Source organism: Streptomyces sp. TP-A0356 (assembly GCF_001417775.1).
Lineage (GTDB): Bacteria > Actinomycetota > Actinomycetes > Streptomycetales > Streptomycetaceae > Streptomyces.
Window position 1 is genome coordinate 39,518 of the sequence record NZ_BBZJ01000036.1, and the last position, 26,324, is coordinate 65,841.

31 protein-coding genes are annotated in these 26,324 nt (G+C 71.4%); 1 reads left to right on the forward strand and 30 read right to left on the reverse strand.

Annotated elements, in window-relative coordinates; translation table 11 throughout:
- Window position 1: 1 nt before the first annotated feature.
- The 26 genes from ASC56_RS33965 to ASC56_RS34100 all read right to left on the reverse strand — a co-directional run bounded on the left by ASC56_RS33965 (window position 2) and on the right by ASC56_RS34100 (window position 22,883).
- On the reverse strand, window positions 2-1,360 hold the full coding sequence (locus tag ASC56_RS33965) for a DUF317 domain-containing protein (protein WP_055495457.1): 1,359 nt from the start codon (window positions 1,358-1,360) through the stop codon (window positions 2-4).
- 63 nt (window positions 1,361-1,423) lie between these two features.
- Window positions 1,424-2,539, reverse strand: coding sequence for a DnaB-like helicase N-terminal domain-containing protein (locus tag ASC56_RS33970; RefSeq protein WP_079102894.1), 1,116 nt, complete (start codon window positions 2,537-2,539; stop codon window positions 1,424-1,426).
- A complete protein-coding gene (locus ASC56_RS33975) occupies window positions 2,539-3,810 on the reverse strand; it encodes a DNA cytosine methyltransferase (protein WP_055495458.1) in 1,272 nt (423 codons plus the stop codon). Before ASC56_RS33975 ends, ASC56_RS33970 begins: the two co-directional genes overlap by 1 nt.
- The gene (locus ASC56_RS33980; protein ID WP_199836149.1) at window positions 3,807-4,670 is read right to left on the reverse strand and encodes a hypothetical protein; all 864 of its coding nucleotides are present in this window, start codon (window positions 4,668-4,670) and stop codon (window positions 3,807-3,809) included. The genes ASC56_RS33975 and ASC56_RS33980 overlap by 4 nt, the downstream gene beginning before the upstream one ends.
- A gap of 112 nt (window positions 4,671-4,782) precedes the next feature.
- A complete protein-coding gene (locus tag ASC56_RS33985; RefSeq protein WP_055495459.1) occupies window positions 4,783-5,232 on the reverse strand; it encodes a hypothetical protein in 450 nt (149 codons plus the stop codon).
- Window positions 5,225-6,022 carry a tryptophan synthase subunit alpha gene (gene trpA / locus ASC56_RS33990; protein ID WP_371330407.1) on the reverse strand — a complete coding sequence of 266 codons (798 nt, stop codon included), beginning with the start codon at window positions 6,020-6,022 and terminating at the stop codon, window positions 5,225-5,227. Before trpA ends, ASC56_RS33985 begins: the two co-directional genes overlap by 8 nt.
- Before the next feature lie 38 nt (window positions 6,023-6,060).
- Window positions 6,061-6,540: a hypothetical protein gene (locus tag ASC56_RS33995; protein ID WP_055495461.1), complete on the reverse strand. Its 480-nt coding sequence runs from the start codon at window positions 6,538-6,540 to the stop codon at window positions 6,061-6,063.
- A gap of 124 nt (window positions 6,541-6,664) precedes the next feature.
- Entirely contained in the window at window positions 6,665-7,339 is a 675-nt protein-coding gene (locus ASC56_RS34000; protein ID WP_234377189.1) for a hypothetical protein, read from the reverse strand.
- Window positions 7,336-8,106 carry a hypothetical protein gene (locus tag ASC56_RS34005; RefSeq protein WP_055495462.1) on the reverse strand — a complete coding sequence of 257 codons (771 nt, stop codon included), beginning with the start codon at window positions 8,104-8,106 and terminating at the stop codon, window positions 7,336-7,338. The genes ASC56_RS34000 and ASC56_RS34005 overlap by 4 nt, the downstream gene beginning before the upstream one ends.
- Entirely contained in the window at window positions 8,103-8,561 is a 459-nt protein-coding gene (locus ASC56_RS34010) for a hypothetical protein (protein WP_055495463.1), read from the reverse strand. Before ASC56_RS34010 ends, ASC56_RS34005 begins: the two co-directional genes overlap by 4 nt.
- Before the next feature lie 46 nt (window positions 8,562-8,607).
- Window positions 8,608-9,066, reverse strand: a complete 459-nt coding sequence (locus ASC56_RS34015; protein ID WP_079102896.1) for an XF1762 family protein — start codon at window positions 9,064-9,066, stop codon at window positions 8,608-8,610.
- Window positions 9,063-10,856, reverse strand: coding sequence for a type IV secretory system conjugative DNA transfer family protein (locus ASC56_RS34020; RefSeq protein ID WP_055495464.1), 1,794 nt, complete (start codon window positions 10,854-10,856; stop codon window positions 9,063-9,065). Before ASC56_RS34020 ends, ASC56_RS34015 begins: the two co-directional genes overlap by 4 nt.
- A gap of 33 nt (window positions 10,857-10,889) precedes the next feature.
- Complete coding sequence (locus ASC56_RS34025) at window positions 10,890-11,675, reverse strand: DUF317 domain-containing protein (protein ID WP_055495465.1); 786 nt, start codon at window positions 11,673-11,675, stop codon at window positions 10,890-10,892.
- A 2-nt stretch (window positions 11,676-11,677) separates the two neighbouring features.
- On the reverse strand, window positions 11,678-12,196 hold the full coding sequence (locus ASC56_RS34030) for a hypothetical protein (protein WP_199836146.1): 519 nt from the start codon (window positions 12,194-12,196) through the stop codon (window positions 11,678-11,680).
- Between the two features lie 74 nt (window positions 12,197-12,270).
- Window positions 12,271-13,092, reverse strand: a complete 822-nt coding sequence (locus ASC56_RS34035) for a DUF317 domain-containing protein (RefSeq protein WP_055495509.1) — start codon at window positions 13,090-13,092, stop codon at window positions 12,271-12,273.
- On the reverse strand, window positions 13,083-13,439 hold the full coding sequence (locus tag ASC56_RS34040; protein ID WP_055495467.1) for a hypothetical protein: 357 nt from the start codon (window positions 13,437-13,439) through the stop codon (window positions 13,083-13,085). The genes ASC56_RS34035 and ASC56_RS34040 overlap by 10 nt, the downstream gene beginning before the upstream one ends.
- 29 nt (window positions 13,440-13,468) lie before the next feature.
- The gene (locus ASC56_RS34045; RefSeq protein ID WP_055495468.1) at window positions 13,469-14,272 is read right to left on the reverse strand and encodes a DUF317 domain-containing protein; all 804 of its coding nucleotides are present in this window, start codon (window positions 14,270-14,272) and stop codon (window positions 13,469-13,471) included.
- Window positions 14,269-14,652, reverse strand: a complete 384-nt coding sequence (locus tag ASC56_RS34050; protein ID WP_055495469.1) for a hypothetical protein — start codon at window positions 14,650-14,652, stop codon at window positions 14,269-14,271. The genes ASC56_RS34045 and ASC56_RS34050 overlap by 4 nt, the downstream gene beginning before the upstream one ends.
- Before the next feature lie 379 nt (window positions 14,653-15,031).
- Window positions 15,032-15,790 carry a hypothetical protein gene (locus ASC56_RS34055; protein WP_055495510.1) on the reverse strand — a complete coding sequence of 253 codons (759 nt, stop codon included), beginning with the start codon at window positions 15,788-15,790 and terminating at the stop codon, window positions 15,032-15,034.
- Between the two features lie 25 nt (window positions 15,791-15,815).
- Window positions 15,816-16,517 carry a hypothetical protein gene (locus tag ASC56_RS34060; protein WP_055495470.1) on the reverse strand — a complete coding sequence of 234 codons (702 nt, stop codon included), beginning with the start codon at window positions 16,515-16,517 and terminating at the stop codon, window positions 15,816-15,818.
- A gap of 805 nt (window positions 16,518-17,322) precedes the next feature.
- Entirely contained in the window at window positions 17,323-18,111 is a 789-nt protein-coding gene (locus ASC56_RS34070) for a hypothetical protein (protein WP_055495472.1), read from the reverse strand.
- On the reverse strand, window positions 18,108-18,533 hold the full coding sequence (locus ASC56_RS34075) for a hypothetical protein (RefSeq protein WP_055495473.1): 426 nt from the start codon (window positions 18,531-18,533) through the stop codon (window positions 18,108-18,110). The genes ASC56_RS34070 and ASC56_RS34075 overlap by 4 nt, the downstream gene beginning before the upstream one ends.
- A 99-nt stretch (window positions 18,534-18,632) precedes the next feature.
- Window positions 18,633-19,130, reverse strand: a complete 498-nt coding sequence (locus tag ASC56_RS34080) for a hypothetical protein (protein WP_199836147.1) — start codon at window positions 19,128-19,130, stop codon at window positions 18,633-18,635.
- A gap of 960 nt (window positions 19,131-20,090) precedes the next feature.
- Window positions 20,091-21,281, reverse strand: coding sequence for a hypothetical protein (locus tag ASC56_RS34090; RefSeq protein ID WP_107309427.1), 1,191 nt, complete (start codon window positions 21,279-21,281; stop codon window positions 20,091-20,093).
- Window positions 21,278-21,736, reverse strand: a complete 459-nt coding sequence (locus ASC56_RS34095) for a hypothetical protein (RefSeq protein WP_055495474.1) — start codon at window positions 21,734-21,736, stop codon at window positions 21,278-21,280. The genes ASC56_RS34090 and ASC56_RS34095 overlap by 4 nt, the downstream gene beginning before the upstream one ends.
- A gap of 37 nt (window positions 21,737-21,773) precedes the next feature.
- On the reverse strand, window positions 21,774-22,883 hold the full coding sequence (locus ASC56_RS34100; protein WP_055495475.1) for a hypothetical protein: 1,110 nt from the start codon (window positions 22,881-22,883) through the stop codon (window positions 21,774-21,776).
- A 278-nt stretch (window positions 22,884-23,161) separates the two neighbouring features.
- Here ASC56_RS34100 and ASC56_RS34105 point away from each other — a divergent pair, with 278 nt between their 5' ends.
- Window positions 23,162-23,521 carry a hypothetical protein gene (locus tag ASC56_RS34105; RefSeq protein WP_055495476.1) on the forward strand — a complete coding sequence of 120 codons (360 nt, stop codon included), beginning with the start codon at window positions 23,162-23,164 and terminating at the stop codon, window positions 23,519-23,521.
- Between the two features lie 83 nt (window positions 23,522-23,604).
- On the opposite strand, the gene ASC56_RS34110 is transcribed toward ASC56_RS34105, so the two are convergent.
- The 4 genes from ASC56_RS34110 to ASC56_RS42910 all read right to left on the reverse strand — a co-directional run bounded on the left by ASC56_RS34110 (window position 23,605) and on the right by ASC56_RS42910 (window position 26,268).
- Window positions 23,605-24,354 (reverse strand): glycosyltransferase, encoded by a 750-nt coding sequence (locus tag ASC56_RS34110; RefSeq protein WP_079102897.1) that lies wholly within the window; start codon window positions 24,352-24,354, stop codon window positions 23,605-23,607.
- Window positions 24,355-24,402: 48 nt separating this feature from the next.
- Window positions 24,403-24,918, reverse strand: a complete 516-nt coding sequence (locus tag ASC56_RS34115) for a hypothetical protein (RefSeq protein WP_055495478.1) — start codon at window positions 24,916-24,918, stop codon at window positions 24,403-24,405.
- 141 nt (window positions 24,919-25,059) lie between these two features.
- Window positions 25,060-26,061, reverse strand: a complete 1,002-nt coding sequence (locus tag ASC56_RS34120) for a hypothetical protein (protein ID WP_234377190.1) — start codon at window positions 26,059-26,061, stop codon at window positions 25,060-25,062.
- Window positions 26,062-26,145: 84 nt separating this feature from the next.
- Window positions 26,146-26,268, reverse strand: a complete 123-nt coding sequence (locus ASC56_RS42910) for a hypothetical protein (RefSeq protein WP_267887654.1) — start codon at window positions 26,266-26,268, stop codon at window positions 26,146-26,148.
- Window positions 26,269-26,324: the final 56 nt, after the last annotated feature.

Consider the following 26,324-nt stretch of genomic DNA (forward strand, 5'->3'; position numbering starts at 1 on the left):
ATCAACGTGAACGGCGGCTGGCGGTGGCCACGGGAGGTGCTGGCGCACTGGCGGCGAGGCGGGTCCTCTGCTCGCGCCCCGGCTGCGCCTGGCGCGTGCAGGTCTGGTGGGCGAGGATCTCGGAGAGGCCCGTCAGCAGTGAACTCGGGGTGTGCGGGGACGCGGTGATGGCCCAGGTGGGCCGGTCCGGACCGGGACCGGCCCAGATGGTCCAGGTGGCCAGGTTTTGATTCGGGTGCTGTGCGGCGAAGGCGTCGAACTGGATGCCCGCGTTCCCGTCGGGGGATGTCCAGCGGAACTTGAGCCCTTCCGCGCTGTCCTTCCATCCCGCGTTGGCGAGGGGCCGCGTGGCCGCGGTGACCATCTTCTCGTCCACCGGGGCGCCAATGGCCGTGTCCCAGCCGTCGCCGTCGGCGAGGTGGATCAGCAGATCCTGCAGCACCGGGGCGGGGGTAGCGCCGGTCGCGGAGAGGACCCACATGCGGTCGGAGACGGGTGTCTCGTAGGCGGCCACGGTCCAGGCGGTCTCGTGGGCAGGCGTTTCGTGGACGCGCTCGATGCGCAGGGTCTGCGACTCATGGATGGCGTGGGTCGTGTCATCCGACCAGGTCCGCCACCGTTCGAACTCACCGTGCGTGTCGAGGAAGGCGTCGAGGAGCGCGTCGTGATCTCCTGCATCGGCCAGGTAGACGGGGACGGTCTCCGGCTCCGGGCGGGAAGGTTCGGACTGGGCCGTGGTGACGTCGAAGACGGAGCGCGCTTCGATGGCGGCGCGTTCGGTGTCGGTCAGGGGCGCCGGTCCGGGGCGCATCTCGGCCGCGTGGACACTTTCGAAGGCCATCAGTGCCTCCGCGGGTGAGTCGAAGGTGTCGGCGATCTGACGCAGGTGATCCTCGCCATGTAGGTAGACGGACTTGCCGCTCCGGTGGAGGTAGGTGCCGACCGCGACGGTGGTGTGGCCATCGTGGGCGTGGGCGTGGATGAGAAGCTGGCCGTGGCGGATGTCGTCGTGGATCTTCTGCGCTTGATTGGAGACCTCGCGGATTTCGCTGCGGGTGCACCACGGCATCGGATAGTTCGCCCAGGTCCATTCCTCGTTGATGGCTTCCTGGAGCCGCGAGGTGATCTCGACGGTGATGCCTTCGGCGATCAGGTGCTTTGCTGCGTCGTCGGCCCAGTAGGGCTCCTCGTGATCGATGCGGGCCAGGACCAGGACGTTGGTGGCGGCGACGCTCCAGTCGGCAGCCTCCAGAGCCATGAGGGCGACGCGGGCCTGCGTGCCGGTCAGGACGGCGGTGACGGCGCTCGGGTGAGTGGGGTGGGTGTCGAAGCGGACGTGGGCGTCGATGGCGGGAGTCACGTGGGGTCTCGTCTCTTCAGCCGGTGGCCGGACCCTCGGGTCCGGCCACCGGCGTACGCGGGGCTATCGGGTTGCTCGTGTGGACCGGGCGGCGTGCGCGACCGTGGTGGTCGGCGGGCCGGCGCGGGTGGTGGCCGCTGGTCGCCGCCGCTGCGGCGGTGCGGATCCGGTGGCGTGCCAGCGGGTGCGGACGGCGGCGATGTCGGCGAGGGCGCGGCGGGCGCCGACGACGAGCTGGAACGGGGTGTTCGCCGGGTCACCGGCGTACGCCTCTATACGTCGGCCGGTGCGCTCGGCCGTGACCAGGAGGGAACGCTGCAGGGCCCTCTCGCCCCAGTGCTCGACCGAACCGGCCGGTTCGGCCAGCAGACGGAGCACCTCGCCCGGTTCACTGCCGTCGTCCAGCACGCCGCGCTGCTGGGCCTCCCACAGGACCGTGACGGGGTCGACGGGCTCGCGGCGGCGGGCAAGGCCGGTCAGGCACTGCCACAGGCCGGCGTGCAGCGGCAGGGTGAGGTCCTCGGGGAGCAGCCACCGGACGGCGTCGATGTCGGAGGGGTAGGCCGTGGCCGTGGCGAGCAGGATCTGCTCCTCCTCGACAGCCTCTGCGGGGTCTTGTGCGGCGGGCGGCGGCGGCGCCGTGGTGCGGGGCAGCACGCCTGCGCGCGGCGGGAAGCGGTTGGCGATGTCGTCCACGACCGCGGCGAGCGCGTCGGCCTCGGTGAGTACCGTCTGGACGGGGTGCGGGAGGGAGACGTCGTGGACGGTGTGGACGAGGCGTTCGGCGGCCGTCTGCAGGCGGCGGCGGGCGTGCTCCGCCTCGACCATCCGGGCATAGGCGGGGGCGTGGCTGGGCCAGGGGCAGACCTGGACGAGTGTGTGTATGTAGGAGGCGGTCAGCCCGCGCGCCTGCTCCCGGCCCGTGGCGAGGACGCGGTCGAGCCACTTGGTGTTCTTCGCGTGCTCGGCGGGTTCAGGCCGCGGCAGGCTGGTGATCGCGGTGTACAGGGCGGCGTGCGCGGCGGTGGAGAACGAGTCTGCGGTGATGCCGGTCACGTCATCCAGACGGTGCGGGGCGAGGAGGAGGGCGCCGAGGAGGGCTTGCTCGACGTGGAACACCGGCTGGGGTGGTGCGATGGCGTCGAGGTCGTCTTCGAGGGGTTCGGGGGCGTGGGGCATTAGGCGGCGAGGGTGAAGTCGTTCGGGTCGAGGGTGACGCCGAGGTGCGGGGCGAGGAGGTGGCCGGCGAGCAATGGCGGTACGGCGTTGCCGATCTGGGAGAACTGCTGGCCCTTGTTTCCGGCCCAGGGGTAGTCGGCGGGGAAGGTCTGCAGAAGGCCGGCCTCGCGGGCGGTGATCCGGATCGGCTCGGGAACCGCGGGCGCGTCGGCGTCCTTGGCCGGCGGTGAGGCGGGTTCGGCGATCCAGGTGCACTCGTTGGCGCGGTGCCCGAAGAACAGCGTGCCAGCCGGCTCGGACAGGGGCCGGACGGTGGCGTTGGCCTGGTTGTTGCTGCGCAGGGACCAGGACCAGCGGTGGGCCTCGGCGGTGAATGTCGGAGCTGGAGCGTCGGCGGCCCGGTTCTCGCGTGTGCCGTGTCGGGCCGCCCATCCCGCGCTTTCGCGCCGGGGCTTGAGGACCACTCCGTCCGGCCGGGGCATCCAGGTGCCGCGCTCCCGGGCGTCGGACAGGGTCTTGCGGGAGCCCGACGGAAACGGTTCGGGGCCGCCGCCGGGCCCGCCGCCTGCGCAGACGGTGGGAACGGGCCGGTCGGTCGCGCCCCATCCGAGGGCCTCGGCCATGCTGACCCAGCGGGCACGGCCCGGACCGAACAGCGATTCCGGTTCGGCGAGTTGGGCGTGCGTGGGCGTGGGTGGCTGCGCGGTGCGGACGCGGGATGCGAGGAGGATCGCTCGCCGCCTGGTCTGCGGGACGCCGAAGTCGGCGGCGTTGAGGATCCCGTACCAGACGGAGAACCCCCAGCCGCGAAGGACGGCCGCGTACTGCTTCCACAGGGGCAGGACGTCCGGTACTTCCTCCATGGCGATCCAGTCGGGCTCGTCGACGGTGTTCAGGGCGTACAGGTAGCGCATCGGCTCGGCTGCGAGCAGGGAGCGCTCGTCGCGGCACGCGGCCAGGAGGCGTTCGCGGGTGTCGCGGCCGGCGGCCAGGTCCTCGACCGCCGCGTGCACCAGTGGCTGGTCGAGCAGGCCGAGGCGCTTGCCGGCCATGCTCCACGCCTGGCACGGCGGGGAAGCGATCACGCCGCGGGTGCGGCCGACGAAGGGCCAGGTCGGATACATGGCCACGTCGGTGCGGATGGTCAACTGCCCGGCTGCGGAGCGGGACTTGCACGCCCACTGGTCCCATTCCAGCCCGACGTCGCGTACGCCGAGGACATGCAGTGCCCTGCTCCAGCCGCCCGGCCCCGCGAAGAGGTCGAGTATCACGTGGCCAGCCCGAAGTCGTCCTGCGTCAGCGTGTCGGCGTCGCCGCGGCACGCCCAGGGCGAGCAGCCGTCCTCGACGCCGTTCTCCAGTACGTCGGCCTCGTCCGCGCTGATTTGCAGGGTGGCCCGCTCCGCCCGGGTGACGTGGTCGATCGGCGCCTCGCTCAGCGGGACGCGCGAACGGTGCAGAAAAGCCTCGCCGAGCAGGCGGCTGCCCGCAGCGTTGGCGCGGGCATTGCCCTTCCGGATAGCCGCGTCGAATTCGACGACATCCGCCCACTCGGACGGGGACGTGTCCCTGATATGCCTCCACTGCGCATTTCCGTGGAAAGGGCAGCCCAGGCAACTCGATTTCGGTGTATCGGCAAGACCGAGCGAGGTAAGGTAGCGGACGCAGTCGGACCTGCTCCAGGACAGGTCGAGAAGGGGATGCCGGTTACGCATGTATTTGACGTCGGCGTCCTTGGCGCGGTGGAATTCATCGGTCGAGATTCCCACCCATTGTTCGACGAACGTTCCCTTGGGGATGTGCAGAGGGTAGGGGTAACCGAGCAGCTCGCGCACCTTCTGCTTTATCGGCTTTACCTTATATTCGCCCGTGCACTGCCTTCGGGTCATTCCCGGGCGCCCGTCCTTGTTGAGGATATGGAGGGGCATGGACGCGAAACGGTGATCAGGGTTCAGTGCGTCGTTGCGGATGTTCCCGGAGGACACCCGCAGGACCGGTATTCCGGCGGGCTTGGCTATCTCCTCCTCCATGCGGTCAAGGTGGGTGTAAACCGCTTCGGGTTCCCACCCGGTGTCGGCGAAAATCGCGTAGTCGACCTTCGGGAGGATGCCCTCGGCTGACAGGGCGAGCAGGGTGCTGGATTGAACTCCCGCACCAAGAGAAAGGGCGCGGAATCGGGGCTGATCTGAAATGGTCTGTCCTGATCGTGGGGAAATGGGGCCCGCTCTTAATGCGGCCAGTGGGTCAGCGGTCGGGGGTGAGCTGCTGGTCGCGGGATATGGCGTCAGAGAGGGCAGGGATGCGGTCGAGGAGGTCGACGGCCGAATCGATGTACTGCTGCGGTGACGGGCCGGATAGGACGACCCGTCCTGATGCGGTGCCAACGTGTCGCCGCCGGTTCTCCACGGCGCGGGCCAGGGCTGCGGTCAGTTCGGCGCTCGCGTCCTGGGCGGCTCTGGCGATCTGCGCGACGCGGTCGAGGAGCAGCAGGTCCGTGGGCGAGGGCTGTGACGCGTGCTGGGCGAAGTCGAGGAAGAGTCGCAAGGCGGTGCCGGCGAGTTGCTGAGCGTCGGTGATCCGCACGGCCAGCGTGTGCGCGTGGGTGACGGGGCGGGCGCGCAGAGCCCGGCGCAGGCTCAGCGCGTCGGCCGTGATCCGGTCAAGGGTCCGAGCGGGGGTGAAGCGGTCAGGCACGGGTCTCCGTGAGGGGGCGCGGGTTCAGGGCCCGGTTGAATGCGGCGGTCAGCGCGGGGGCCTGCCCGGGGTCGGTGAGCAGGGCGTGGGCGATGGGCGTGCCGATGACGACGGCGTCCACCAGCGGGGCCACGCGCGCGGCGAGGTCAGGGGTGGAGATCCCCACGCCCGAGACCACCGGCAGTGGGCTCGCGGCGTGCAGGCGCTGGGTGAAGGCGGCGAGCGCGGGAATGTCCAGCGGGCCGCGGTAGCCGGTGGGCGCCGTGCTGGCGGGCGCGTAGAGCCATCCGGACGCGTGGGTGACTGCGGCCGGGAGGTCGGTGTCGGGGGCGGTGCGTGGGATGAGCCGTGGACCGTGAAGGCCCGCGTCCTGCGCGGTCTCGTGCCAGCTGGTCTCCTGGTGGGCAGGTAGGTCGACGACCATCACGCCGACAGCGCCGGCGTCGGCGAACAGGTGGGCCAGGTTCTCGGGGCCGTGTCGGCTGACGGGTTCCCAGTAGGTCATGACGACGGTCGGCCGCAGGCGGGCGGCGTGCTCGACAGCGCTCAGGGTGCGGTCGAGGACGTGTCCGCGTCGAAGGGCGCGTTCATAGGCGGCGCGGATGACGGGACCGTCCAGGCCGGCGTGTTCGGCAGCCAGGCCGACCTCGAACAGGTCGGCACCTGCTTGCGCGAGCTGGTCGAGGTGACGACGCTCGGCGGTTGGCTGGTGCAGGCCGGCGGGGACGAACACGCCGAGCGCGCAACGGGGTTGAGTGAGGAGGGTGTGCAGGGGGTCGGCGGTGGCCAGGGTGGAGCCTTTCCCGGCGGCGTACTGTCGCTGGCGGGTCAGCGGCGGCGTCCGGCCGGTGGAATCGGGGTGGTCGCCGGGGCAGCGGCGCTCTGGTGGCCCTGGCGGTGCGCGCCGGGCGCGGGATCTGCGCTGGGCGGGCTGCTGAAGGCGGGAGCCACGCGGTCGAGGGCCTGGGCGATCTGCTGCGCCTGGTTGTGGGAGTCATGGAGCTGCTGGGCGACGTCGTCGGGGAGCCGGTCCCATTGCGCTCGGTACTGGTAGCGCTGGGTGATCTCGGCGGCATTGCGGAGCTGTTCGGCGGCCTGCCGCAGGACGGCAGTCTTCCGCTCGGGGGCGGTCGCGGTGTGCGTGGCCTGCAGGAGCGCGTCCAGGGCGGCAGGCAGCGGCGCGTTGTCCGCGGGAAGGCCGTAGAGGGCGGCGTGCAGTGACTGGGCGTAGACCGTCACGGGTCCGCCCCGACCGCGGTCGCGGTACTCGATGGGGGCTTGGCGGCGGGCGCTGAAGCTGACGGTCACGTCTCGCGGAGCGGCACCTGGGTGGAGCTGTTCGGCGAGGGCGCGGGCCAGATCATGCGCGGTTGGGGAGTCGGAGGACGTGGTAGCTCCAATCGAACGGCGGTGATGGCGGCTTCGAGGGTGGTCAGCGGGTGCGGCGACGGACCGCCGGCGCGGTCACTGAGCCGGTGGTGGCAGTCGCGGGGCGGCGGGCGCTGGCGGGGATGTCGGATGGTGTGGCGATGCCGAGGTGGACGCGTGTGCTGAGACCGTGGGCGTATGCGTGCGTCTCGGCAGCCGTGACTGCGCCGAGTAGCCCGCGCTCGTCCAGGCCGTCCGGCGGGCGGTAGGACGAGCCGCCCGCCGTGGGGGTGAAGCCGTGCTGCTCCAACAGGGTCCCGGCGGTGGTGGTCGCGGCGGTCACGGCAACGGTGCCGTCACCGAAGTGGAAGTGCAGGTCGGGGGCGACTGCCGGATGGTCGGGGCTCCAGCGTGTCGTCCAGGAAAGGTCGACGAGGTCGTGGGTGTGCGCCAGGAGGCCGTACATCGCGATTCCGGCGCACTCGTGTGCGTCCTGCGTGGTGCCCGGTGACAGGAGGTAGAGCCGGCGGCCGAGGTGCTCGCGGGGGAGGAATCCGGCCTCGGTCAGCAGCTGGTCGGCGTCGCGGATGCGGCGGTTGAGGATGACGAACGTGTGTCCGTCGTCGGTGGACCCGATGAATACATCGGGGAAGTCCAGAAGAGACACGGTGGTCCAGGGGGTCGGCGGGCTGCAGGCCGGGACGGGTGCCGGCTGGTGCAGCTCCGGAGGATCGGTCAACGGCTGCGGGTGGCCGTCTTCGCGGCGGTGGGTGCGGGTGCGGGTGCGGGTGCGGGTGTCGTGGCGGGTGCTCTGCTGGCCGGCGGGCTGCTGATGGCGTCGGCCAGGGCGGTGGTGCCGGCGCGGGTGAGACGGACTCGGTCTTGGAGCGGTCCGCCCACGTAGGCGGAGGACGCGGACTTCGGGACGCGTTCCGCGAGCCCCTTCGCCTCCAGCGTCCGCAGTGTGCCGATGAGCACGCGCTCGTCGCGGTAGTGAACGTACTGCCGCCCCAGAGAGCTGGTCGCCACGACGTTCCCGCAGGCGATCTCCCACAAGGCGCTGCGCTGCGTGGCGGTAAGCGGGTGGTCCGGAGCCTCGCTGGCACTGCCACGTCGCCGTCGGATCTCGTAGGCGAGAGTTTCGGCACAGCCCATGGCCGCTTCAGGTGCCAAGGCGGTCAGAGTCCGGGCCACCGGGAGCCGCTGGTCCGCGGAGGCCCTGCTCAGGAAGGCGAGTTGCTGGAGGCGGACCACCGCGTCCGACAGGTCGTGACATCGAAAGAAGCGTTCGTCGGTGACCGCTTTGATGGCGGTGCGGGTCGTGGCGGCGAGTTGCTGTGCGGAGACGACGTGAGCGTCGGGCTCCGACTGCGCCTCGGCTCGCAGAAGCCGGTCGAGCATGTCGTTGTGCTGCACGTATTGGTCCGCGAGCAGCATCAGGCGCTCGACCGGTGTCGGCGGGGCGGCCACGTGGAAGAGGAGGCCCTCTGCGGGGGGTGTCGTCATGCTCGCCGCCGAACGGCCGGGGTGTGGACCGGGGCTGGGGTCGGCGCGTTCGGAGCAGCGGGGGGCCGCACTTCCAGTGCTGTGCGGGCGGCGTCCAGGGCCCGGCCGGCGTCGTCGAGGTGGGTCCGTAGGTGGCTGTGGTGGTCGAGCGAGTCGAGCTTTTGCTGGAGCGTGTCCTGCGCTGTGGTGGTGAGGGTGATGAGCGGGGCGAGGGTCTGGGTGTAGTGGGCGATGGCTCGCCCGAGGTGGCCGGCGCTCGCGCCGAGGGTCGCGGGGGGCGGTAGGTCGGTGATGTTCGGAGCGAGCCGGTACTCGGCGTCGGCGGCCATGCGGGCAGCGAGGTGGCACAGCAGGTCGATGTGCCGTATGACGTTGAACAGGCCGGTGCCGTCCGCGGTGATGGGGTGGTCGCGGATGTCCGCGGTCACGGCGTCCACGGCTTGGCGCGCAGACATGTCTTCGAGGTCGCGGGGGTCGTAGGTGTACAGGTCGGCTCCAGGTTCAGGGGGCTTGCCACAGAAAGCGGGCGACGTGGTCGTTGCCGTGGCCGGTCCGGGGCCGGGAGGGGGTGTGCCAGCCGGCCCGTGGCGGGCGGCTGGCGATCAGACGCCAGCCCGCGCCGCGCAGGGACGCGCCGCTCTCGCCCTCCTGGGTGAAGGTGATCAGGCGCCGGTACCCGAGGGCCTTCGTCGCACGCCACGACGCCCCGTACAGCAGGGAGTTGGCGTTGCGGGTACCGTCGCTGGCGGTCCGGGTGACTTCGAGGGTGGCGCCGTCGTCGAGGTGGCGGGCCACGGGCCGCCCGACGATGGCGACGGCGCGCAGGATGCCGGTCTCGTCGGCGGCACCGACGGCGAAGATCTGTCCCGCGGGCGGTGGGTGGTGGCGGTGCCAGGTCCGCACGAAGTCCTTCGCCTGGCGTGAGCGGACCGGCACCAGGTGCAGCGGGGCGCCGCTCACACGGCCTTGCCGAAGTCGGACTGTGTCGGCGCGTGCTTCGCGATCGCGCGGGCGGTGATCGCCTGCGACGCGCGGTCGGACGCCGCGGACAGCTCCTCCGCGCCGGGCTCCCGGTACCACGGGCGCAGGTCGAGCATGGCGGCGCGCATACCGGTGGCGAAGCAGAGCGCCGTGCCCTTGGGCAGGGCGCGGATCTCGTCGGCGGGCAGGATCCGCTGCTGTCGCATCGACACCGAGGTCGACTTGCCGGACTCGGAGTGCGAGGTCGAGGTGGTCTCGACGTCGTGGTCGCCGATCAGGCGGGACAGCTTGTCAGCGAAATCGGGGTCGTCGATACCGGAGCCGATGACCTTGACGGTCGAGGCGGACCACATGGCGTCCATGCCGGCGTCCCCCCAGACCTTCTGGCCCTGGCGGTAGGACTGCAGGATCGTGATCGGGATGATCCCGCGCGACCCAAGGTGCGAGTACAGGTCCGGAAGGTCGGAGATCTTGCACACGTTGGCGGCCTCGTCGAGGATCGCGAGCATGGGCGGGTCGAGGCGTCCGCCGGCGCGTTCGGCCTGCGCGGTCGCGGCCCGCATCACCGAATCCGCGCACGCCGCGATCAGCGCCGAGGCTCCGCCTCCGCCGTCCTTGGACAGCAGATACAGGGTGTCGGTGGAGGTGACGAACTCGGACGGCCTGAACTCCGGGACGTTCTTCTGCGGGGTGACCCAGGCGGCGATCTCGCTGTTGAGCAGCGCGGCGGCGTACTGGCGGGCGGTTTCGTAGATGCCGTCCCGGGTTTCCGGCGGGCCTTCCACGGTGCCCTTGAGCTGGGCGGCGACGGCGGTGAATCCGTGGTCGCGCAGGATGTCGAGCGGGGTGCGGTCGGCGGGGAAGGCCAGCCACTGCATGACGTCGGTGATCGGCCGCTCGTCCAGCGCGGCGGCGAGGAACAACTGGGCGAGGATGTTGGATCCGGCCTTGGACCAGAAGTCGCCCTGCTGGGAGGCGTCCACGGAGGCGGCGAGGAAGTGGCCGGCCAGCCGCCCGGCGCCGTCGAGGGTCTTGGCGTCCGCCAGGGGGTTCCACCACATCTCGCGTGCGGCGTGCGCGATCTGCTGCGGGTCCATCGACCACACCCGTCCCACCGCGGCGCGGGCGTCGAGGGTGGCGGTGTAGGCGTCGCCGGCGGCCTTGTTCGAGGTCAGCAGGACCGGGCCGGGCGCGGCGAGGATGGAGGGGATCGCGAGCGAGGTGGTCTTGCCCGAGCGGGGCGCCATGATGGCGACGGCCACGTCCTCGTAGCCCATGCGGATCTCGTGCTTGGTGCCCTGCAGGTTGCCGAGGAGGATGCCGGTGTCCCGGGCCTCGATGTGCTTGGCGTCCTTCAGGCTCGGGCGCAGGGAGCGGGCCTTGTCGGTGATCGCCTTGGCCATCAGCGGTTCGATGTCCCGTGCCTTGGCCATGCCGGTGATCTTCTTCTTCCGGCCGCCGCTGCGGTTCTTGTGCTGAGCCCACAGCACGCCCGCCACTGTCCCGAGGGCCAGGAGCAGGACGACCGGGACGATGCGGGCACTGATCAGCAGGGACGTTTCTCCCGCGTGGGGCCAGACCTGCTCGGGGTGGAGCAGGGCGTTGGTCGGCTGGTACGGCGCCCAGCCAGCTCCGGTGAGGTAGGCGGTGATGTTGCCGGAAAGCCAGGCGAGGTGGGAGAGGGGGACGACGACGGCAGCGACGCCGATCAGGAGGCGCAGGACGATGTCGTACCCGTCGGTGGAACTGTTGGAGGAGGTGGGGGGCAAAGAGTTACGAGCCTTCCGGGCGGCGGCGGGGATTCAGCGGCTGCGACTGTTCCTGGCCGGCGGCTGGCGCGGCGGGCCTGGAGTCGTCGGCGGGACGGTGCGGCGCGCCGCGAGGGAGCGGACGCGTTCTTCCAGGGCACCGGCGACGTGCACGGCGAGGACGTCCGTCGTGCGGCGGGTGACGACGCCCGGGCCGCGGGTCGGAAGACTGCGCAGGCTGCCGGTACGCGCTACGGGGTGCGGATCGACCAGGGAGGCGGTGAACGCGGCGACCAGTCGTGCAGGGGTGCGTTCGCCGAAGCGGGCCTGCCACACCGGGTCTCGATCCGGGCCGAGGGAGGCGGTGACGAACCAGGCTCCCGGCTCCTGCACGGTTCCCAGGCGCTGCACGTAGGCCGTTCCGTCGGGCGACACGAGGCCGTCAGCCCCGATGGCCGGGGGCTGCCACGCGCTCTGCCGGAGCGGTTCGTACGGATCCGAGGGTGTGCTCGCGGCGGGGGCGGGGTCGGTGAGGGCGTCGGTGAAGGCGGCGATGAGTTCGACCGGGGTGCGGGCGCCGAAACTCGCGTACCAGGCGGGATGGTCCGCCTCCGCCGCATGGTTGAGGGTCCACCACTGTGCGTCGGGGTCGGGTTCCAGGCGCAGGAGGGCCTTCTGGTCCGGGCTGGAGAGCAGGACGCGGGGCATCAGGGGGTCGTTGCCGTGGCTCCAGCCGCATGCGCGGTGCAGGGGGACGGTGATCCATGCGGGGTCACCGCTGCCGGCCAGGTGGCGTGGCGTGATGAAGTCGACCTCGACGGTCTCGGGGGTTGGGGGCATGCTCACTTCCGTGCCGCGGCTCGCCGGTCGGGCGCGGTGGCCGGGGCCGGTATGGGGGCGAGGGCTGAAGGGGCTTTGCGGGCAGCCGTGTTGATCTCGCGGAGTGCCTTGCCGTGGGTGGCCCAGTCGTCGAGGTAGCTCCACGATTCGGCGTGATGGGCGGCGAGTGCGTCGTCGAAGTCCGGGGTGCCGGGCTTGGCGTTAGTGGGAAGGGCGTCGCGGGTGACCAGCCATTGCTCGTGCAGTTCGTCGAGCCGGTCGAGGGCGTCGCGCAGGACGCCCAACTGGTAGACCCAGCGGCCCTGCACGCTGTGCTCCGGCAACTGGGCCAGTTGAGTCTCGGCCGTGGCCAGCAGGTGACGGGCGCCGTAACGGAGCGGCTCGAACGCCTCGGCGGTGTCGGCGTCGCGCTGGCTCGCGCGCCTTCCGTAGGCGTGGTCGTCGTAGGGCCAGCCGTCGAGGTCGGTGTGCTCGTCGGAGTAGGCGTCCCAGGCGTCGAGGATCTTCTTGCTGTCGCTCACGTAATGGTCGAGGTGACGGAGGAGGGCGCGGTGTGCGCGGTGATCGGCGGAAATGGGAAAGGGGTCCTGTCGGTTCAGCGGCGGGCGGCCGGCTGGACGGTGTGGGCCTGCGCCGGGGTCGGTGCGGGTTTCGTCTGCTGCCGGCGGGCGGAGCGTGCTCGGGCGCGGAGCGATTCGATACGGGCGGTGTGGGCGTCGACCACCTGCTGCGGGCGCAGCGGGCTGGGCTCCTGTACGGCGCTGTAGTGGCCGGTGCGGTCGTACATGCCGCGCTGGAGCGGGCTGCGGTCGGCCAGCGCGGTGAGGAACGATCCGACGAGGTGGGCGGGGACGGCCTCGTCGAAGTAGGCGTGCCAGATGCGCGGGCCGGGGAACTGCCCGTCGCCGGGCTCGCAGGTCTCAACGTGCCAGGACGAGCGGCCACTGAATTCGCTCAGCGGGCGCAGTTCGATGTGGCACATGGAGTCCGGCGAGCGCGCCGTACCGTCCGAGTCGCGGTGCCAGCCCGCCGCGGTCACCGGCTGCCACGGATCCTGCTGCTGTGGCGGCAAGGCGATGAGGGCGTCGGTGAAGCCGGCGAGGACCTCGGCGGGCACGAGTTCACCGAACTCGGCGTACCAGCCGGGCTCGGTGTCGGTGGGCTCGGCCCGCAGCCGCCACCACGCAGAGGTGGCGGTCTGCGGGTCGAACTGGAGGCTGCGGCGAAGGTCGGGACTGCGCAGGACGATCTCGGCGCTCAAAGGGTCGGAGACGGCGCTCCATCCGGCGGCGGCCAGGCCGTGGGTGACGTGGCGGGCATCCCCGGGGCCGGCGAGGTGGCGGGGGCTGGTGTCGAAGGGGATCCGCCAGGCGTGCTTGTCGGCGAAGGCGGCGAGCTGCCGTTCGCTCAGCGGCACCGACCGCACCCCGGCTCACTCGAGGCCGCGCTGACGATCACCTTGCGCAGCTCGTCCAGGACGTAGTGGAGCATGTACTGGTCGGTCTGCACCCACGCTGCGGCACGCAGCTCGGTGACCAGATCGCTGATCCTCTCGCTGCGCGGGGTGTTCGGGTGGCTCTGTACGGCGCGGGCGAGGGCGCGCAGGGTGTCGCCGAGCTGGATGGGCAGGCCGGTGTATTCGTCGAGGAGGGGCTCGACGAGGGCGAGCGCCTCCTGGGGGTCGGGGTTCTCGCGCAGGTATTCGGTGAGGCGGCAGAGGGTGTCGGTCGCGGCGCGGATGGTGTCCGGGGTGAGTGCGGGCACGGGGCTCCTCGGGGTGGTGGGTGTCGTGGTCAGCGGCGGGTTCGTGCGCCGCCGGCGGCGGCGTGGGGACGGGCGGTGGTGCGCGGCCGGGCGCTTCGGGCGCTGTTGCGGGCCCACGTGGCGGCACGGGCGGCCGTGATGCGGGCCTGCTGCCAGGCGCTGAGTTGGGAGGGCCTGACGGAGACCGACCAGGTGCGGATCTGCGCGCTCATCGGGACGCGTCCGCGCGGGCGCATCACGGGGTCGGGGCTGGCGAGTTCGGTGGAGAAGGCTTGCACCAGGTGCATCGGGGTGTTCGGCGTGAAGTGGGCCGTCCAGCCGTTGCCCTGCTTGTCCTGCGCTCCGCTCCACCACATCGCCGCCCCGTCGGGGTTCTGGCGGTACTGCATCCAGGCGGTGCCATCGGGGCTGGCCGCCACGTAGTTCTCGCCCTCGAAACGTGTATGCCAGTTCTGCTCCTGCAGCGGAGCCCAGACGTTGGGGGCGTGTGCAGAGCGGGGACGGGTGAGGGCGTCGGTCAGGCCGGCGACGATCTCCACCGGGGCCTGCCGGCCCAGGTGCGCCGACCACTCACCGTTCGCCCCGTCCGCCCGGCCGTGGATGGTCCAGCCGCCGGGAAGGACGTAGGGGTCGTAGGCGACGCGGACGGTGCGGTCCGGGCTCTCCATGAACAAGGGGCCGCCGGTCTTGGACTTGTCCCGCCAGCCCGAGGCGCGCAGGAACTCCGAGACGTGCCGGACGTCGCCGCCGCCGGCCAGGGCACGGGGCTGGACGAGGTAGTGCTGCTCGGCCTGCTCGCCGGGCCCCCAGCCCTGCCACTGCTTCTTCTTCACCGGCGCCGCCGGACCACGAGCGGTGCGGGCACTGGGCGCTTCGCCGCGCTGGTGGCGGGCTGGGCGCCGACGCGCTGGAGGGTGTCCTTGTGTTCGTCCAGGTCGAGGGTGATGTCGTGCAGTTCGTTCGAGGCACGGCCCAGAGCGAGCCACACCTCCGCGGGAAGCGCGCCGCGCTCTGCCTGGTCCTTGGCGAACACGCTTCCGGTGGCGACGAGGTGAGTGACGCCGCCGAGAACTCCGACGTCCGGGTCGAGAACGCGGGCGATGACCTGCGCGGCCTGGGACGGGGGAAGCTGCGAGAGGTGGTCGGCGAGCTGGCCGAGCTGGCGGGTGATCTCGTCGGCCAGTCTCAACGGATAGGGGGCGGGGTGGGACATGCTCCTCCGGGGCGGTGGACGGTCAGTGGTGGTGGCGCCGCCCGACGCGCTGTGCCTCGGCGAGGACGGCCTCCGGGCGGGCGCCGGCCAGCGGGGAGGCGTGGTCGGGTCCGGTCGGAATGCAGGCGCGCAGATAGCGGCGGAAGAGGGCCGTGGCGAGTCGGGGCTTGAGCCGGTTGCTGATCGGTGGGGGTGTGCGGGGTGCTACGGGTTTCTCCGGGAGTCGGGCGGTGTGCTAGGCGGCCCCGGCGGGGTGCCGGGGCCGCCCGGGCGTCTTACGGGGTACGGCGGGCCGGTGCGGAGCGCGCCGGTGCCGGTAGGTGGCTTCGTCGACCGGTCAGGAGCAAGGCGGGGAGACCGAGGTTGGCCTCCGCCTGCTTCACCGAGACCTGGTGGCTGGCGTACGGGTGCCGGCCGGTACCGGCGGCATGGATGCCGGGGCGGAGGTGGGCGCGGTTCGGGCTGCGGGGTGCTGGAGGGCAGTGCCGATGCCGAGTGCGTCGAGCTGCGGGCCGATCTCGCGCAGGGCGCGGGCCTGGACCTGGGTGTCGTCACCACCCAGGCGGTAGATGCCGCTCTGCGGGTCCTGGATAAAGCCGTGGGCGATGAGGATCGTGCCGGCCCGGTCGTCGGCGGGGGCGGCGGCGACGCTGCCGTCCGGCTGCCAGGTCAGGACGATCCGGTCCGGCTGGGAGGGCTGGATGCCGCCGAGGGCGTTGTGCCGGACCTGGGCGAGCGCGCGGTCGTAGCGGGCGAGCAGATCGCCGGCGACTTGCTCGGCACTCAGGAACGGGTCGTCTGCCAGGGCGATGCCGTTGGGCTCGGGGACGGCCCGGTACGCCTCGTCGGGCAGGGCGCGCGGGGCGACGGCGGCGATGAGGAAGCCGTCGCGTCCGTCGTGCCGGTCCAGGAGGGCGAGCTGTGCGCCGTCGGGGCGGCTGAGGACGGCTGCCTGCGTCAGCGGGTGCTCGGCGAGGGAGGCGGCGGCCAGGTCCAGGTCCCAGATCCGGTCGGAGAGTTCGGCGAGGTCGTCTTTGGCGTCGGCCGTCAGGTGCGTGCTGGTCCAGGTGTCGGGGAGTTCACCGGCGAGGACGTCGGCGTAGGAGGCGAGGCGCTCGGAGGTGTCGTGGTCGTGCATGGTGTCCTTGGGCAGTTGCAGGGGCTCAGCGGCGCAGGCGGGTGGCACCGACGGGCGGCGGTGCCGGGGCCGGCAGTGCACGCGGCGGGGGTGGGCAGGTGCACACGGCGGAGCGTTCGGGCTCGTGGTCGGGAACCTGCTCGGCGCAGGGGCGGCGGCCGGGGTGAGGGGCGTGCCGGTCGGCCAGCCGTTCGCGGGTGTACGCGAGGTCGGAGTGGATGACGTGGACGTATTCGTCGGCGAGGTAGCGCAGGCGCCGGGCGGTGTGCGGATCGGTCGCGTTGCCGAGTCCGTCGAAGAACTCCGCCAGGGCGCCGAGGGTTTCCTCCAGCCCGGCGAGGATGCCGTCGTGGGGCGCGGTGAGTTCGGTGAGGATGTCGGCTGCCTCGGCGGTGTCGGTGGCTTCGCGCAGGCGTTCGGCGAGGTGGGAGACCGAGGTACCGAGCGTGGGATAGCGGGCGGGGCGGGCGTCGGTGTCGAACGGTTCGTCGCAGTCGACGTGGTATCCGGCAGCCCGCAGGCGCGCTACGGCATCGGTGGCGAGACGGGACTCGTCGTCCTCGGTGAGGCCGGCGGGGGCGCGGTGGTAGGTCTCGTGGAGGCGGACGACCGCGATGAATCCCGCGCGCTGGAGAATGCTGTGTGCCTCCAAGTCGCCGCCGCGTGCGAGGAGTTCGCTGGAGTGCGAGTCGCGGCGGATGTCCAGGAAGCGGTCGGTATGGGGCAAGAAGGCGTTGCTCCTACGGAGATCTGTGGGCGGTGTGCCGGGCTACGGGCGGTGCGGCGGCGATCCGGGACCGGCGGACCAGGTGGTCCGCGGTGGTGTCCAGGTCCTGCTGGATCGCGTGGAGCCGGCGGGCGATCAGCTCCAGACCGTGTGCCGCTTCGGTGCTGGCGGCTCCGGGCTGGCGGGCGATGCGGTGAGCGGTGTGCTCGATCAGTCCGCGGACCGTGGCCAGCGGGCCGGCCTGCTCGTCGGCGAGCTGCGTAAGGACGCTCGCGAACTGCGCGGATGCGGTGGGCGCCGTACGGACAGCGGGGCGTGTCGCGGGTCCGGCGCCGCAGTATGTCTGAGGGCGGGGTGCGCCAGGTGCCGTCGAGGTGGATCAGGTTGGCGATCAGGTCCAGGCGCCCGGGCTGTGCCTGGACGGCGATCCACCGCCAGCCGTGCTCCGCGGCGCCGGGTATCTCGATACCGGCGGCTCGCGCGAACCGGTGAGCGGTTTCGGCCCACTCGGGACCGGTCAGCTCCCGGTCGTCCGGGTGGAGGCGGATGTCGAGATGGAGGATCGCCCGTCGGTCGTCGTCCGCACTAGCAGTGAACGGATGCTCCAGGTAGGGATCTTCGAGGTGCTCGGCCCACTGAACGGATGTCCAGGTTCTCTGCTCGTCGTTGGCGGTGTAGTGGTCCAGGTCCGGCCAGTGGGCGACGATGGTGTACTCCGTCAGACCCTCGTTCGGGGAAAGGGGCCGCCCGAGTGCCTCGGCGAGCGGGTCGCGCGGCGAGTGGGTCCGCGCGTGCAGGCGGGGGATCATGACGGCACCCCGCTCGACGTGCGGGTGGGCGGCCGATGCTGATGAAGGTCGCGGGCTATGCAGAGCAGGGAGCGCTCGCGGACCAGGTCGGCGTGCACCGAGGTGTCCCCCGGCGGGAGACAGTCGATCGCCCTGTCGATGGCGCCCAGCCCTTCGTCGTACCGGCCCAGCCGGCGCAGGGCACCCGCCACGCGGAAGAGGACGATCGGGTCGCTGCCGGTGGCGAGGGCCGGACGGGAGCTGAGGGCCAGGAGACGCTCCGCGCCGTGGTCCAGGTCCTGGCCGAGCCACAGCCCGTGCAGCAGGACGTGCAGGGTCTTGGTGTGCTGCCCGGCCTCCGCGAGGACCTCGTCCATGACCGCCAGGCCCTCCGGGCGGGACTGGCCCAGCAGCGCGAAGGCGTACAAGGCCCGGGTGTAGCAGTCCAGCGGCTGACGCGCGGTTTCCGCGAGTTGTTCGACGAGGCGTTGGAGGGTGGGGCAGCGGAAGTCGAACCGCAGGGCGCTCAGGTACAGATGAGCCAAGGTGCGGGCGGTGATCGGGTCAAGGCCCATTGCGGTGACGTCCTGCGGGGACAGCAGGGCCAGGACGCTGTGGCCGGCCGACCGTGCCGCCCAGGCAGCATCCGCGCACACCTCGGCCGAAGTTCTCCAGTCGGCCTCGATGTCGCGGAGGTCTTCGGCCAGGTGAAGCGGCCAGGAAGAATCGACCGGAGATGCGGTGGCTCGGGCCCTGGCTCTGTCGAGCGCGGCGGAACGGCCGGGACGGTGCGTGGGGGAAGTCATCGGCCACTCCGGATGTCCGCGATGTGCACGAGCTGGCCCAGGGCGGTGGTGGTGTACCAGCCGCAGTCGATCAGCTCGTCGCGGTCGGCGAACCGCGTAAAGAGGGCATCCTCCATGGCGCGCAGGTAGATCAGGCAGTCCGGGCAGCGGCGCGAGAGGTGCACGAGGTAGCGGGGGTGGGCGGTGACGTAGGACTGGGCGCCGCCGGTCGCATCACGCAGCCGCCAGCCGTCCTCGTCGGTCGGGGTGTGCCAGGACGGGGCCACGACGCGCATCGCATCGCCCCACAGTTCTCCGCCAGCCATCCCCTTCAGGACGACGACAGTGTCACCGGCCTGGAAGTGGGCGTGGGTGATGTCCCGATCGGGGGTGAGCGGGTCGGGCGTCGGTGCGAACGCCGAGGTGGGCGGAAGCTGGGACATGAGTTCCTTCCACGCAGATGCTGGCGGGGTGGGAGCATCAATAGTCCGGAGGAACGCCGGTTTGGCTAACCGGCGTCCTCCGGCTATGTTGCCCCGCCGTCAGCGGAACGGGTTCTCCGTCCCGCGGTCCGCCTCACTGGCTGCGTCGAGGAGTTCGAGCAGGTCAGTGCCTTCGGCGTCGCGCTGGTCGATCCACCATCCGGCACGGGTGATGGCGCGGGCCTTCTCCTCCAGCTCTGCCCAGTCCGCCTCGTCCCACGTGCCCTCGATGACGAGCGCGGTGTGCGCGGATGTCATCAGCTGGTGGCGGGAGCGTTCGCCCCAGTCCAGGGCCTTGGCCGGGCCCTCCAACTGCGGCATGTCGAACTGCTTCGCCCACGTGAGGGCTGCCTCCTGCTCCTCGGCCCGCTTGGCCGCGAGCCACTCCTCCTTGGACCCGGTGTCGGCGTCGCGCGCCGCCTTCCAGCAGTCGGTGCAGTCCTTCGACGCGAGCCAGCGGGCGAAGCCTGCCCGCTTGTCGGCAGGGCGATTGGACAGGTCATGATCCACGCGGTGGGAGCAGGCGTGCTCCACGGTCCAGTGCGTACGCACAGCCATAATTCGATCTCCTCAAAGGGGTTGCAAGTGGGGGTTGCGCCCTGATCAGGGCGTCTTATGCCGGCCTCGATGCAGGCACCGGCGCCAGCCGCACCGCGACTGCCCGCGGGGCCCAGACGTCGGCGCGCGGCGAGAAGGACGGTGAGAGCGAAGGCCGCGCCGGTGCCAGGGAGCGCCGGGTCGGCGAGCGGCTGCTTGGCGAGGTGTCCGGCGAGGGCGGTGCGGCGGGCGGGACGCTTGGCCAGGAGCACGGCCACCAGGAGAGGTGTGCCTGCAACGAGGCTTCGCGCGTGAAGACCAGGTAAGTGGGAGTCGCTGCAGATCGGCGCTTGGGCTCCCCCGAAGCGGTCACCAACTTGTCTGTGTGTCAGTGGGGTTGGCTACTATGGACGTGGTCGACGAGATCCTTGAAAGGCATGGTGCATCGGTGATGATGGCCAACCGCTACGGCGCTCCATCCGAGGAGCGATAGGCGCGCCTGGCCGGCGCTTCCCTATCGCGACGCCCGCTGGGCGGCGACGCTGTGACGTGAATCCAGCGCAGGATGCACCCTGCCCTGATTCAGGTGACGGCGCTCCGACGGAGTATGGGAGGGCCCTACTTGTCTGCCACCACTTCTACCTGTGACCACCGCGTGTATCACGTTGTCGTCGTTGCTCTGGTATCCGTCATCGCTGGGCTGGTTGCGGGGATTGGCTCCGCTGTTCTGGGGCAGCCTGCCCTCACCGCCGTCGCTTCTGGCGGGGCCGTCCTTGCCTTCTCCTACGGCGCCGGCATGACCGCCGTGTCACACGTGAGTAAGCGTCAGCAGTAGCCGCTGCTCCGGGGCGGCTGGCATGGCCGCCCCTAGGCCGTGGGCGCTCAAGACAGCTCACGATCGTGCTCGTATTTTGCGAGGGCAAGGTTGATCGCGTACTGCTCCATGGGCTCGTGTTCGTCAAGACCAGGTGGGACATGGGCTTAGCGGTGTCGGGCGGTGGTGCTGGCGCGGGGTGGCGGCGTGGGCGGTGTGGTGCCCACGGCGGGGCGCGGACCGGCGCGCAGCACGGGGGTGCGGTGCGGGGGCAGGACGGCGACGGTCGCGCCGAGGTCCTCGGCCGCCTCTTCGACTTCGCGGGTGAGGAACTCGATCTGCCGGCTCAACGCTGCCAGGCGGGCGGCGATCTGGCGGCCCTGCACGGTCTCCAGGGCGCTGGCGAACTGGCCGCTGATCTCCAGGAGTTCCTGCAGGCGGACCATCGGGCCGGCGTCATAGCCGCGCTGGACAGCGCTGAGAAGCGCATTGGAGGCGTCACCGGCACTGTGGCCTTCGACGACACCGCGGATGAGGTCCTGCAGGGACACCTCCGGGACCGGTGCCGGGCGGTTGAACCGGGAGACGTCCGCGCGCAGCACGCCGGGCGGAACCGGAGCGGGCAGCACCTTGCCCGCCTCGTACTCGTGGGCGTAGTGCCCGACAACCTGCCAGCCCGGTGCGTCCGGATCGCCGCGCAGCGCGACCAACGTCGAGTCGTCATCCTCGACCAAGTAGGCGAGGGTGATCGGCTGCCCGTCGGCGGCGTACCACGACTCGGTCAGCTCCAGCTCGCCGCGCCGCTGCGCGGCCTGCGCCCTCTCGGCCCACATCTGCTGTTCCTCGTCGGTCAGCGGAGCCTTGTGGTGCTGGCCGCCCTGCTGGTCGGCGAGGTTGCTGGCAAGGGAGCCGTGGTCCGCCCAGGCGGCCAGGTGCGGCCACAAGGCCGCGTACTGAGCGCGCTCGGCCGGGGAATCGGGTGCGGCTGGCCGGTCGAGCGCCCGGCGGATCTCGGCGGCCGAAACGGCCAGGCCGTCCAGGACGGCCCGCCACCCGGCCAGGTGCCGAGCGGGTGGCAGCTCATCGAGCACCAGGCGGGCGGCATCGAGGAGCGCCTCGGCGTGCGGGGCGAGGTGGGCGGCGTACGCCTCCACCGCGGCCTTGTCGCGGTGGGCTCGTGCGGCTGCCGCGGCGCCCGCGTGGACGGTACGGCCGTAGCGGTCGCGTGTCATGTCGAGCGCGGCCTCGGTCTCGCGGTCGATGACCGCCAGCCGCAAACGGAAGTCGCGTGCCGCGTTGGCCAGTTCGGGAGCGGTCGGCAAGGGGCCGTCGGGGGTCGGACTGCTCGCGGGTGTCATCGGGACCGCCCGCCGGTCGCGGCCGTCAGATGGACGGTCGGAGCGTACGTGGGCTTCGGCGGGATCGGCCGGGCCGCCGGCGGGGAGGTGGTGGGCGGTGCGGAGCGCTGCGTCGTTCGGCCGGCGGCGGCCTTGGCGAGACGACTGCGGCGCTCCTGGAGTCCGTCGGGCCGGGCGAGGCGTGGCGGGCCGGCCGAGAGGGACGGGTCGAGGCGGATGTCGGCTTGCACGGTGTAGCCGTGGCGGCGCAGGTCGTGGACGGCCTGGCGGGTGCGGCGGACTCCGTCGCGCTCGGGCTCGCTGAGCCGGTACAGGCCGGGTTTTCCGGGAACGGGCTCGAACTGCTCGCGCTCCAGGTACCAGTGAGCGAGGTGCGCGGGCATAGAGGCGGTGAAGGAGGCCACGAAGCCGTGTTCCTCGTGGTCGCCGAAGGCGAAGTGGGTGCCGGGTTGCAAGGGGGCGGGGTTCTCCTCGGGGCGTGGGGCGAAAGGGTCAGGGGCTGCGATGCGCGGGCCGGGCCGCGGTGAGAGAGCGGGCCGGCGCGGCGACGGACAGGGCCGGGCGGCGGTGGGGTGCACTGATGCGGGCCTGCCGCAAGAACATTTCGCCATCGGTGAGCCAGGTCTCGATGGCCGACCACTCGCGTGCTCGGCGCTCCTGCTCCGGCACAAAACCGCCGTGGACGATCTCGTCGACCAGCTTCTCGGCATCGATCACAGCGTCGGCCAGACGGGAGAGGACTTCGGCGTCATCGGGCCACGGGCTGCTCACGGGGCGGCACCGGTCGAGCAGCGCCGGGGCGTGGTCGACGACGGTCAGGAAACGGCGCCAGGCGTGGCCGAGGAACAACTCCGTCGCGGTGCCGAGGGCGACCCCGGCGCTCAGCGGGGTGGCGTCGCTGTAGCGTCCGGAGGCGTTCATGGCCTGCCAGGTGTCGTACTCGGAGCGGATGTCCCCGAGCACGGCGGCGATGGCCGCCGTCTGGCGGGCGTGGACGGCCTGCTCGTAGGCGGGGAGGTACCGGCCGGTGAGGGCCTGGGCAGCCCGTCCGGCAAACGGCGGCAGGACGATGCTGCGGGGAGCGTGGGGATCGCCGTAGCCCCCTTCAAGTCCCTCGGGCGAGAAGGACCCCACCAGGTAGTCGAGTTGACTGCCGGGGCGCTCGATGAACAGCAGCGTGGTGCCCTGCACCGCGTCGGTGAGGAGCGCGGCGTAGGGGATTCGCTCGCTCTGGACGGCGCGGCCGAGTTCGCCGCTGTCCCAGATCCAGGGGACCAGGTCTTCCTGCCAGGCGGGGTGCGAGTAGATCTCGACCGAGGAGTTCCACTGGCCGGGCAGGAGGTGCGCGAGGTCGCGGGCGGCGTCGCCGATGAACCGGCGGCTGCTCGTGTGCACGCTGGTGCGGTGCCGCTTTGCGCACGTGACCAGGTCGACCACGGTGGTCTGGGTGCCGTCCGCGGACAGGTGCCAGACGCCGTCGTCGTCCCGCTGGAAGCCGCTCTCCGCGAGGGCGGTGTGCGCCCACGGGTAGCGCTCGCCCGAGGCGGTGGCGACGATCCCGGACTCCCGGCTGTACGACAGGATGATCTGCGCCTCAGCCATGGACCAGGTCTATAGGGAGCGCGACTTCGTGAGCACGGACTCCTGCGGAAACATCGAAATCCGCACGCAGTGAGCAGTGGCGCTGTAGGTGGAGATTGAGCAATCGGTGGTTCTCCTAGCTCGGATAGGTAACAGCGAGTGAGGTACTAATGGCCGCGGTGAACGTTGGTTCCGGTAACCAGGGTCGGCCTTGACGCTGGTGGACCACGTCGCTCTCGGCCCAGCAGGTCGGCGCGGCGGCTAGAGTCCAAACTCCCTTGCGAGGCAGGAGATTGGCTATGAGCGACCTGGCGATGGTGGCCGTCGTTAGCGCGTACAACCTGCGCTTCATCCGGTACTGGGACGCCGAGAGCCGGATTGTCGGGGACGCGGGGCCGAAGGTGACTCGACCCCTGCCCGGTGTTCCCGGCCTGCACATGTTCTATGACCAGTCGGACGTGGATGCTCCACACCAAGATCTCAATGAGGTGGGTCGTCGGGTCGTCGAAGCTTTCGGTCATCCGCGCCAGGACGAGATGCGTGGGCAACTCTGCATCTATCTCGCTGACGCAGAGGGTGTCCCGGTGGACATGCCGCCCTGGTTGCGCGACCGCATCCAGGAGGAGGTCGGCCGCGCCCGCGCTGACACTCGGGCTTGAGGCAAGTGACAACTATTGACCGTTGCCAATGCTCATGATCACCTGGATTCGCTCGGACAGTGCTCATGATCACGCGGAAATACTCACGAATTCGCGGATCCTAGAAGGTCCTCGCCGTGCAGGACGGAGCGCAGGCTGCGGCCGTACGCCCAGGCGTGCTCGCGGGCCGCCACCTCCAGCTGGTCGTATCCGACCTGGGCTGTCATCTGCCCGTTCCACTTGCGGTACCTGTACACGGGCACTGGCAGCAGGATCCCGCGCGCGAGCGCGGTGACGCCGAGGGCTGCGCAGTAGTCCTCGCCCTGGACGAGGCCGCCCATCGGCGCGGCGCGCACGAGGTCGGTACGGGCGAGGATCGTGGTCGGCCCGATGGGGATGGTGTCCGCCGGCGACTTCCAGTACGTCCACACGTCGCCGGCCGCGTGCCGGCCGGGCGGCGTGGGGCAGCGCCACAGGGTGGTCGAGCCGTCGGGGTAGTGGTCCTCGCTCCAGCCCGCACACCAGCCGACCCCGGTCGACTCCAGGGTGTTCAGCCGTACGGCCATCGCATCGTCGGTGAACTCGTCATCGTCATCCGCCCAGTTGGTGTACGGGGTGCGTACGTGGTTCAGGGCCAGGTTGCGGGCGCAGGCGGCGCCGACCGGCCGGGGCAGCGACAGGGTGCGAACGCGGGCATCCTGTGCGAGCGGGGCCGGCAGGCGGTCGGGCGAGGCACCGTCGAGTGCGATCACGGCCTCCCACGGCACGGACTGCCGGGTCAGGCTCGCGTGCATGGCGGTCAGGTAGTCGAGCCGGTCTTCGCGCAGGCGGCTGGCGATGACGACGGTGATCAGGGGCGTGGTGTGCGGGGGCAGGGAAGGCTCCGGGAAGACGAGGGAAAGCTAGCGGCGGGCGGTGGGGCGCGAGGGGCCGGCCTTCGCCGGGGCTGCGGCAGGAGCGCTCGGAGTCGGCGTGCTGCGCGATGCCCGGATAGCGGGCGGGGAGGCGCGGGAGGACCAGGCCGCCGGGTGGTCGTTGAAGGCGGTGCGCGGGTCGATGGACCAGCTCACGATGGGGCCGATGTCCTCGTGCAGGAGGCTGATCACCTCGACGCCCTCCTTGTGGAGGACGTACCCCCACTCCATGTCCTGCGCATCGGCGGTCTCGTCGGTGACCGACATGCGTACCGGCGGAGAGCCGTCCGGGGTGACCAGCTGGTCGAGGGTTCGGCTGGGCCAGTGCTCGCCGCCGGTCAGCGCGGCCACGAGTGCGGGCGGGGCATCGTCGAGGAGATCGGTGCCGAGTTCCTCCCAGCCGACGGCGACGTCGTCGATGAGGTGCCGCCACATGGCCTCGACGTTGCGTCCGAACTTGTACTGGTAGGCAGCCAGGAGCAGGGGGAGGTGGTGGCTGGGCACGCCGTCGAGCTGGACGTGGATGCCGGTGTACCCCGTGCCGACGGTGGGGCGGGCGATGAAGGAGCGAGTGGACAGGGAGTTCTCCGCAGCAAGCAGGGGGCGGGAAACGGTCGGCGGCCATCAGGTGGCGCGCGGGTGCGTCTACGCGCGGTCCGACCAGGACGGGACCGGCGGGCCGGAGGCGTCGGTGCGGGCGCAGGTGTAGCCGATCAGGCGGGACGGGGCGGCCTTCGCGGGGACGGTGGCGGCGTCGTTGCACACGAACGTGTACGTGATGGAGGTGCGGGGCACGGCGTGGAGCCAGGCCCGGTCCTCCTTGCCGGGGTTGATCTGCAGGCCGGAGTGCGCGACGGCGTCGGTCTGGGTGTGCATGTGAGAGAAGAGGATCAGCGCGCCGCCGTCGGTGGTCTTGAGGGCGTAGGCGTCCTTGTAGCGGTTGTCGGCGCCGGCGAAGACGGTGGTGCCCTGGTCGCCGAAACGGGTGCCGGTCTTGTCGTGGACCTCGATCTGCCGCTTGCTCGCCGTGGTCGGCGTGAAGACCTTCGTCCCGGTGTGCGTGCCGCCGGTGGCGAAGTTGTCGAGCACCGCGGCACGCAGAACGCCGACGTCGGCGGCGAGGTGCTTGTTGCCGTCGGCGGCGACGGCCGTCGCGTACCCGTCGTGGTCGAGTGCGATGTCCGGCAGTTTCGGGCTGTCGAGGTCGACGACGGAGACCATCTCCCAGCGCTTGTGCTGGGGTCGTTCGGCGAACACCGCCAGACGCGAGGGGGCCTTGCCCTTGTCGTCCGAGAGCGCGGCGGCGAACCAGCGGTCCTGTCCGGCGGCCAGGCGCGGGATGTACAGCTTGGCGCTGGCGGTGTCGTAGGACCAGGGCTTGTAGGGCGTGCGGTCGGCCGCGGGAAGTCCCTCGGTCTCGGTGTAGTCCGAGACGGACATGGCGTACAGCGGGCCGTCCTCGATGGTGTCGAGCAGGGCGCGGTTGCGATCGGCGTTGGCCTCGTTGTTGATCTGCGAGTAGTGGGTGATGACGGCGCGGGCCTGGGCGGCGCTGAGGGCAGGCGCCGGCTGCGGCGCGCTGCTGGCGCTGGGCGTCTGCTTGGCGACGGCAGCATCGTTGTCGGTGGCACAACCGGTGAGCGCCAAGGCGAGGCAGGCGGCGCCGACGAACAGCGGCAGGGTGCGGCGGGCGATGCGGATGGAGACTCCAAGGATCTAGGGGCAGGGGGGTCAGCGCGTACGGCGGAGCGGGGACACGGCCTTCGCTAAGGCCGGCGGAAGGGCGGCGCTGGTGGCGGGCGCCGAGTGGCGCAGGTTCACGCCGATGCCCTTGGCCGTGAGCTGCTGGACCACGGCGTGGACGCGAGGGCGCGACCGGTGTCCCCGTAGGCGGTGGGCAGGAGGAACGC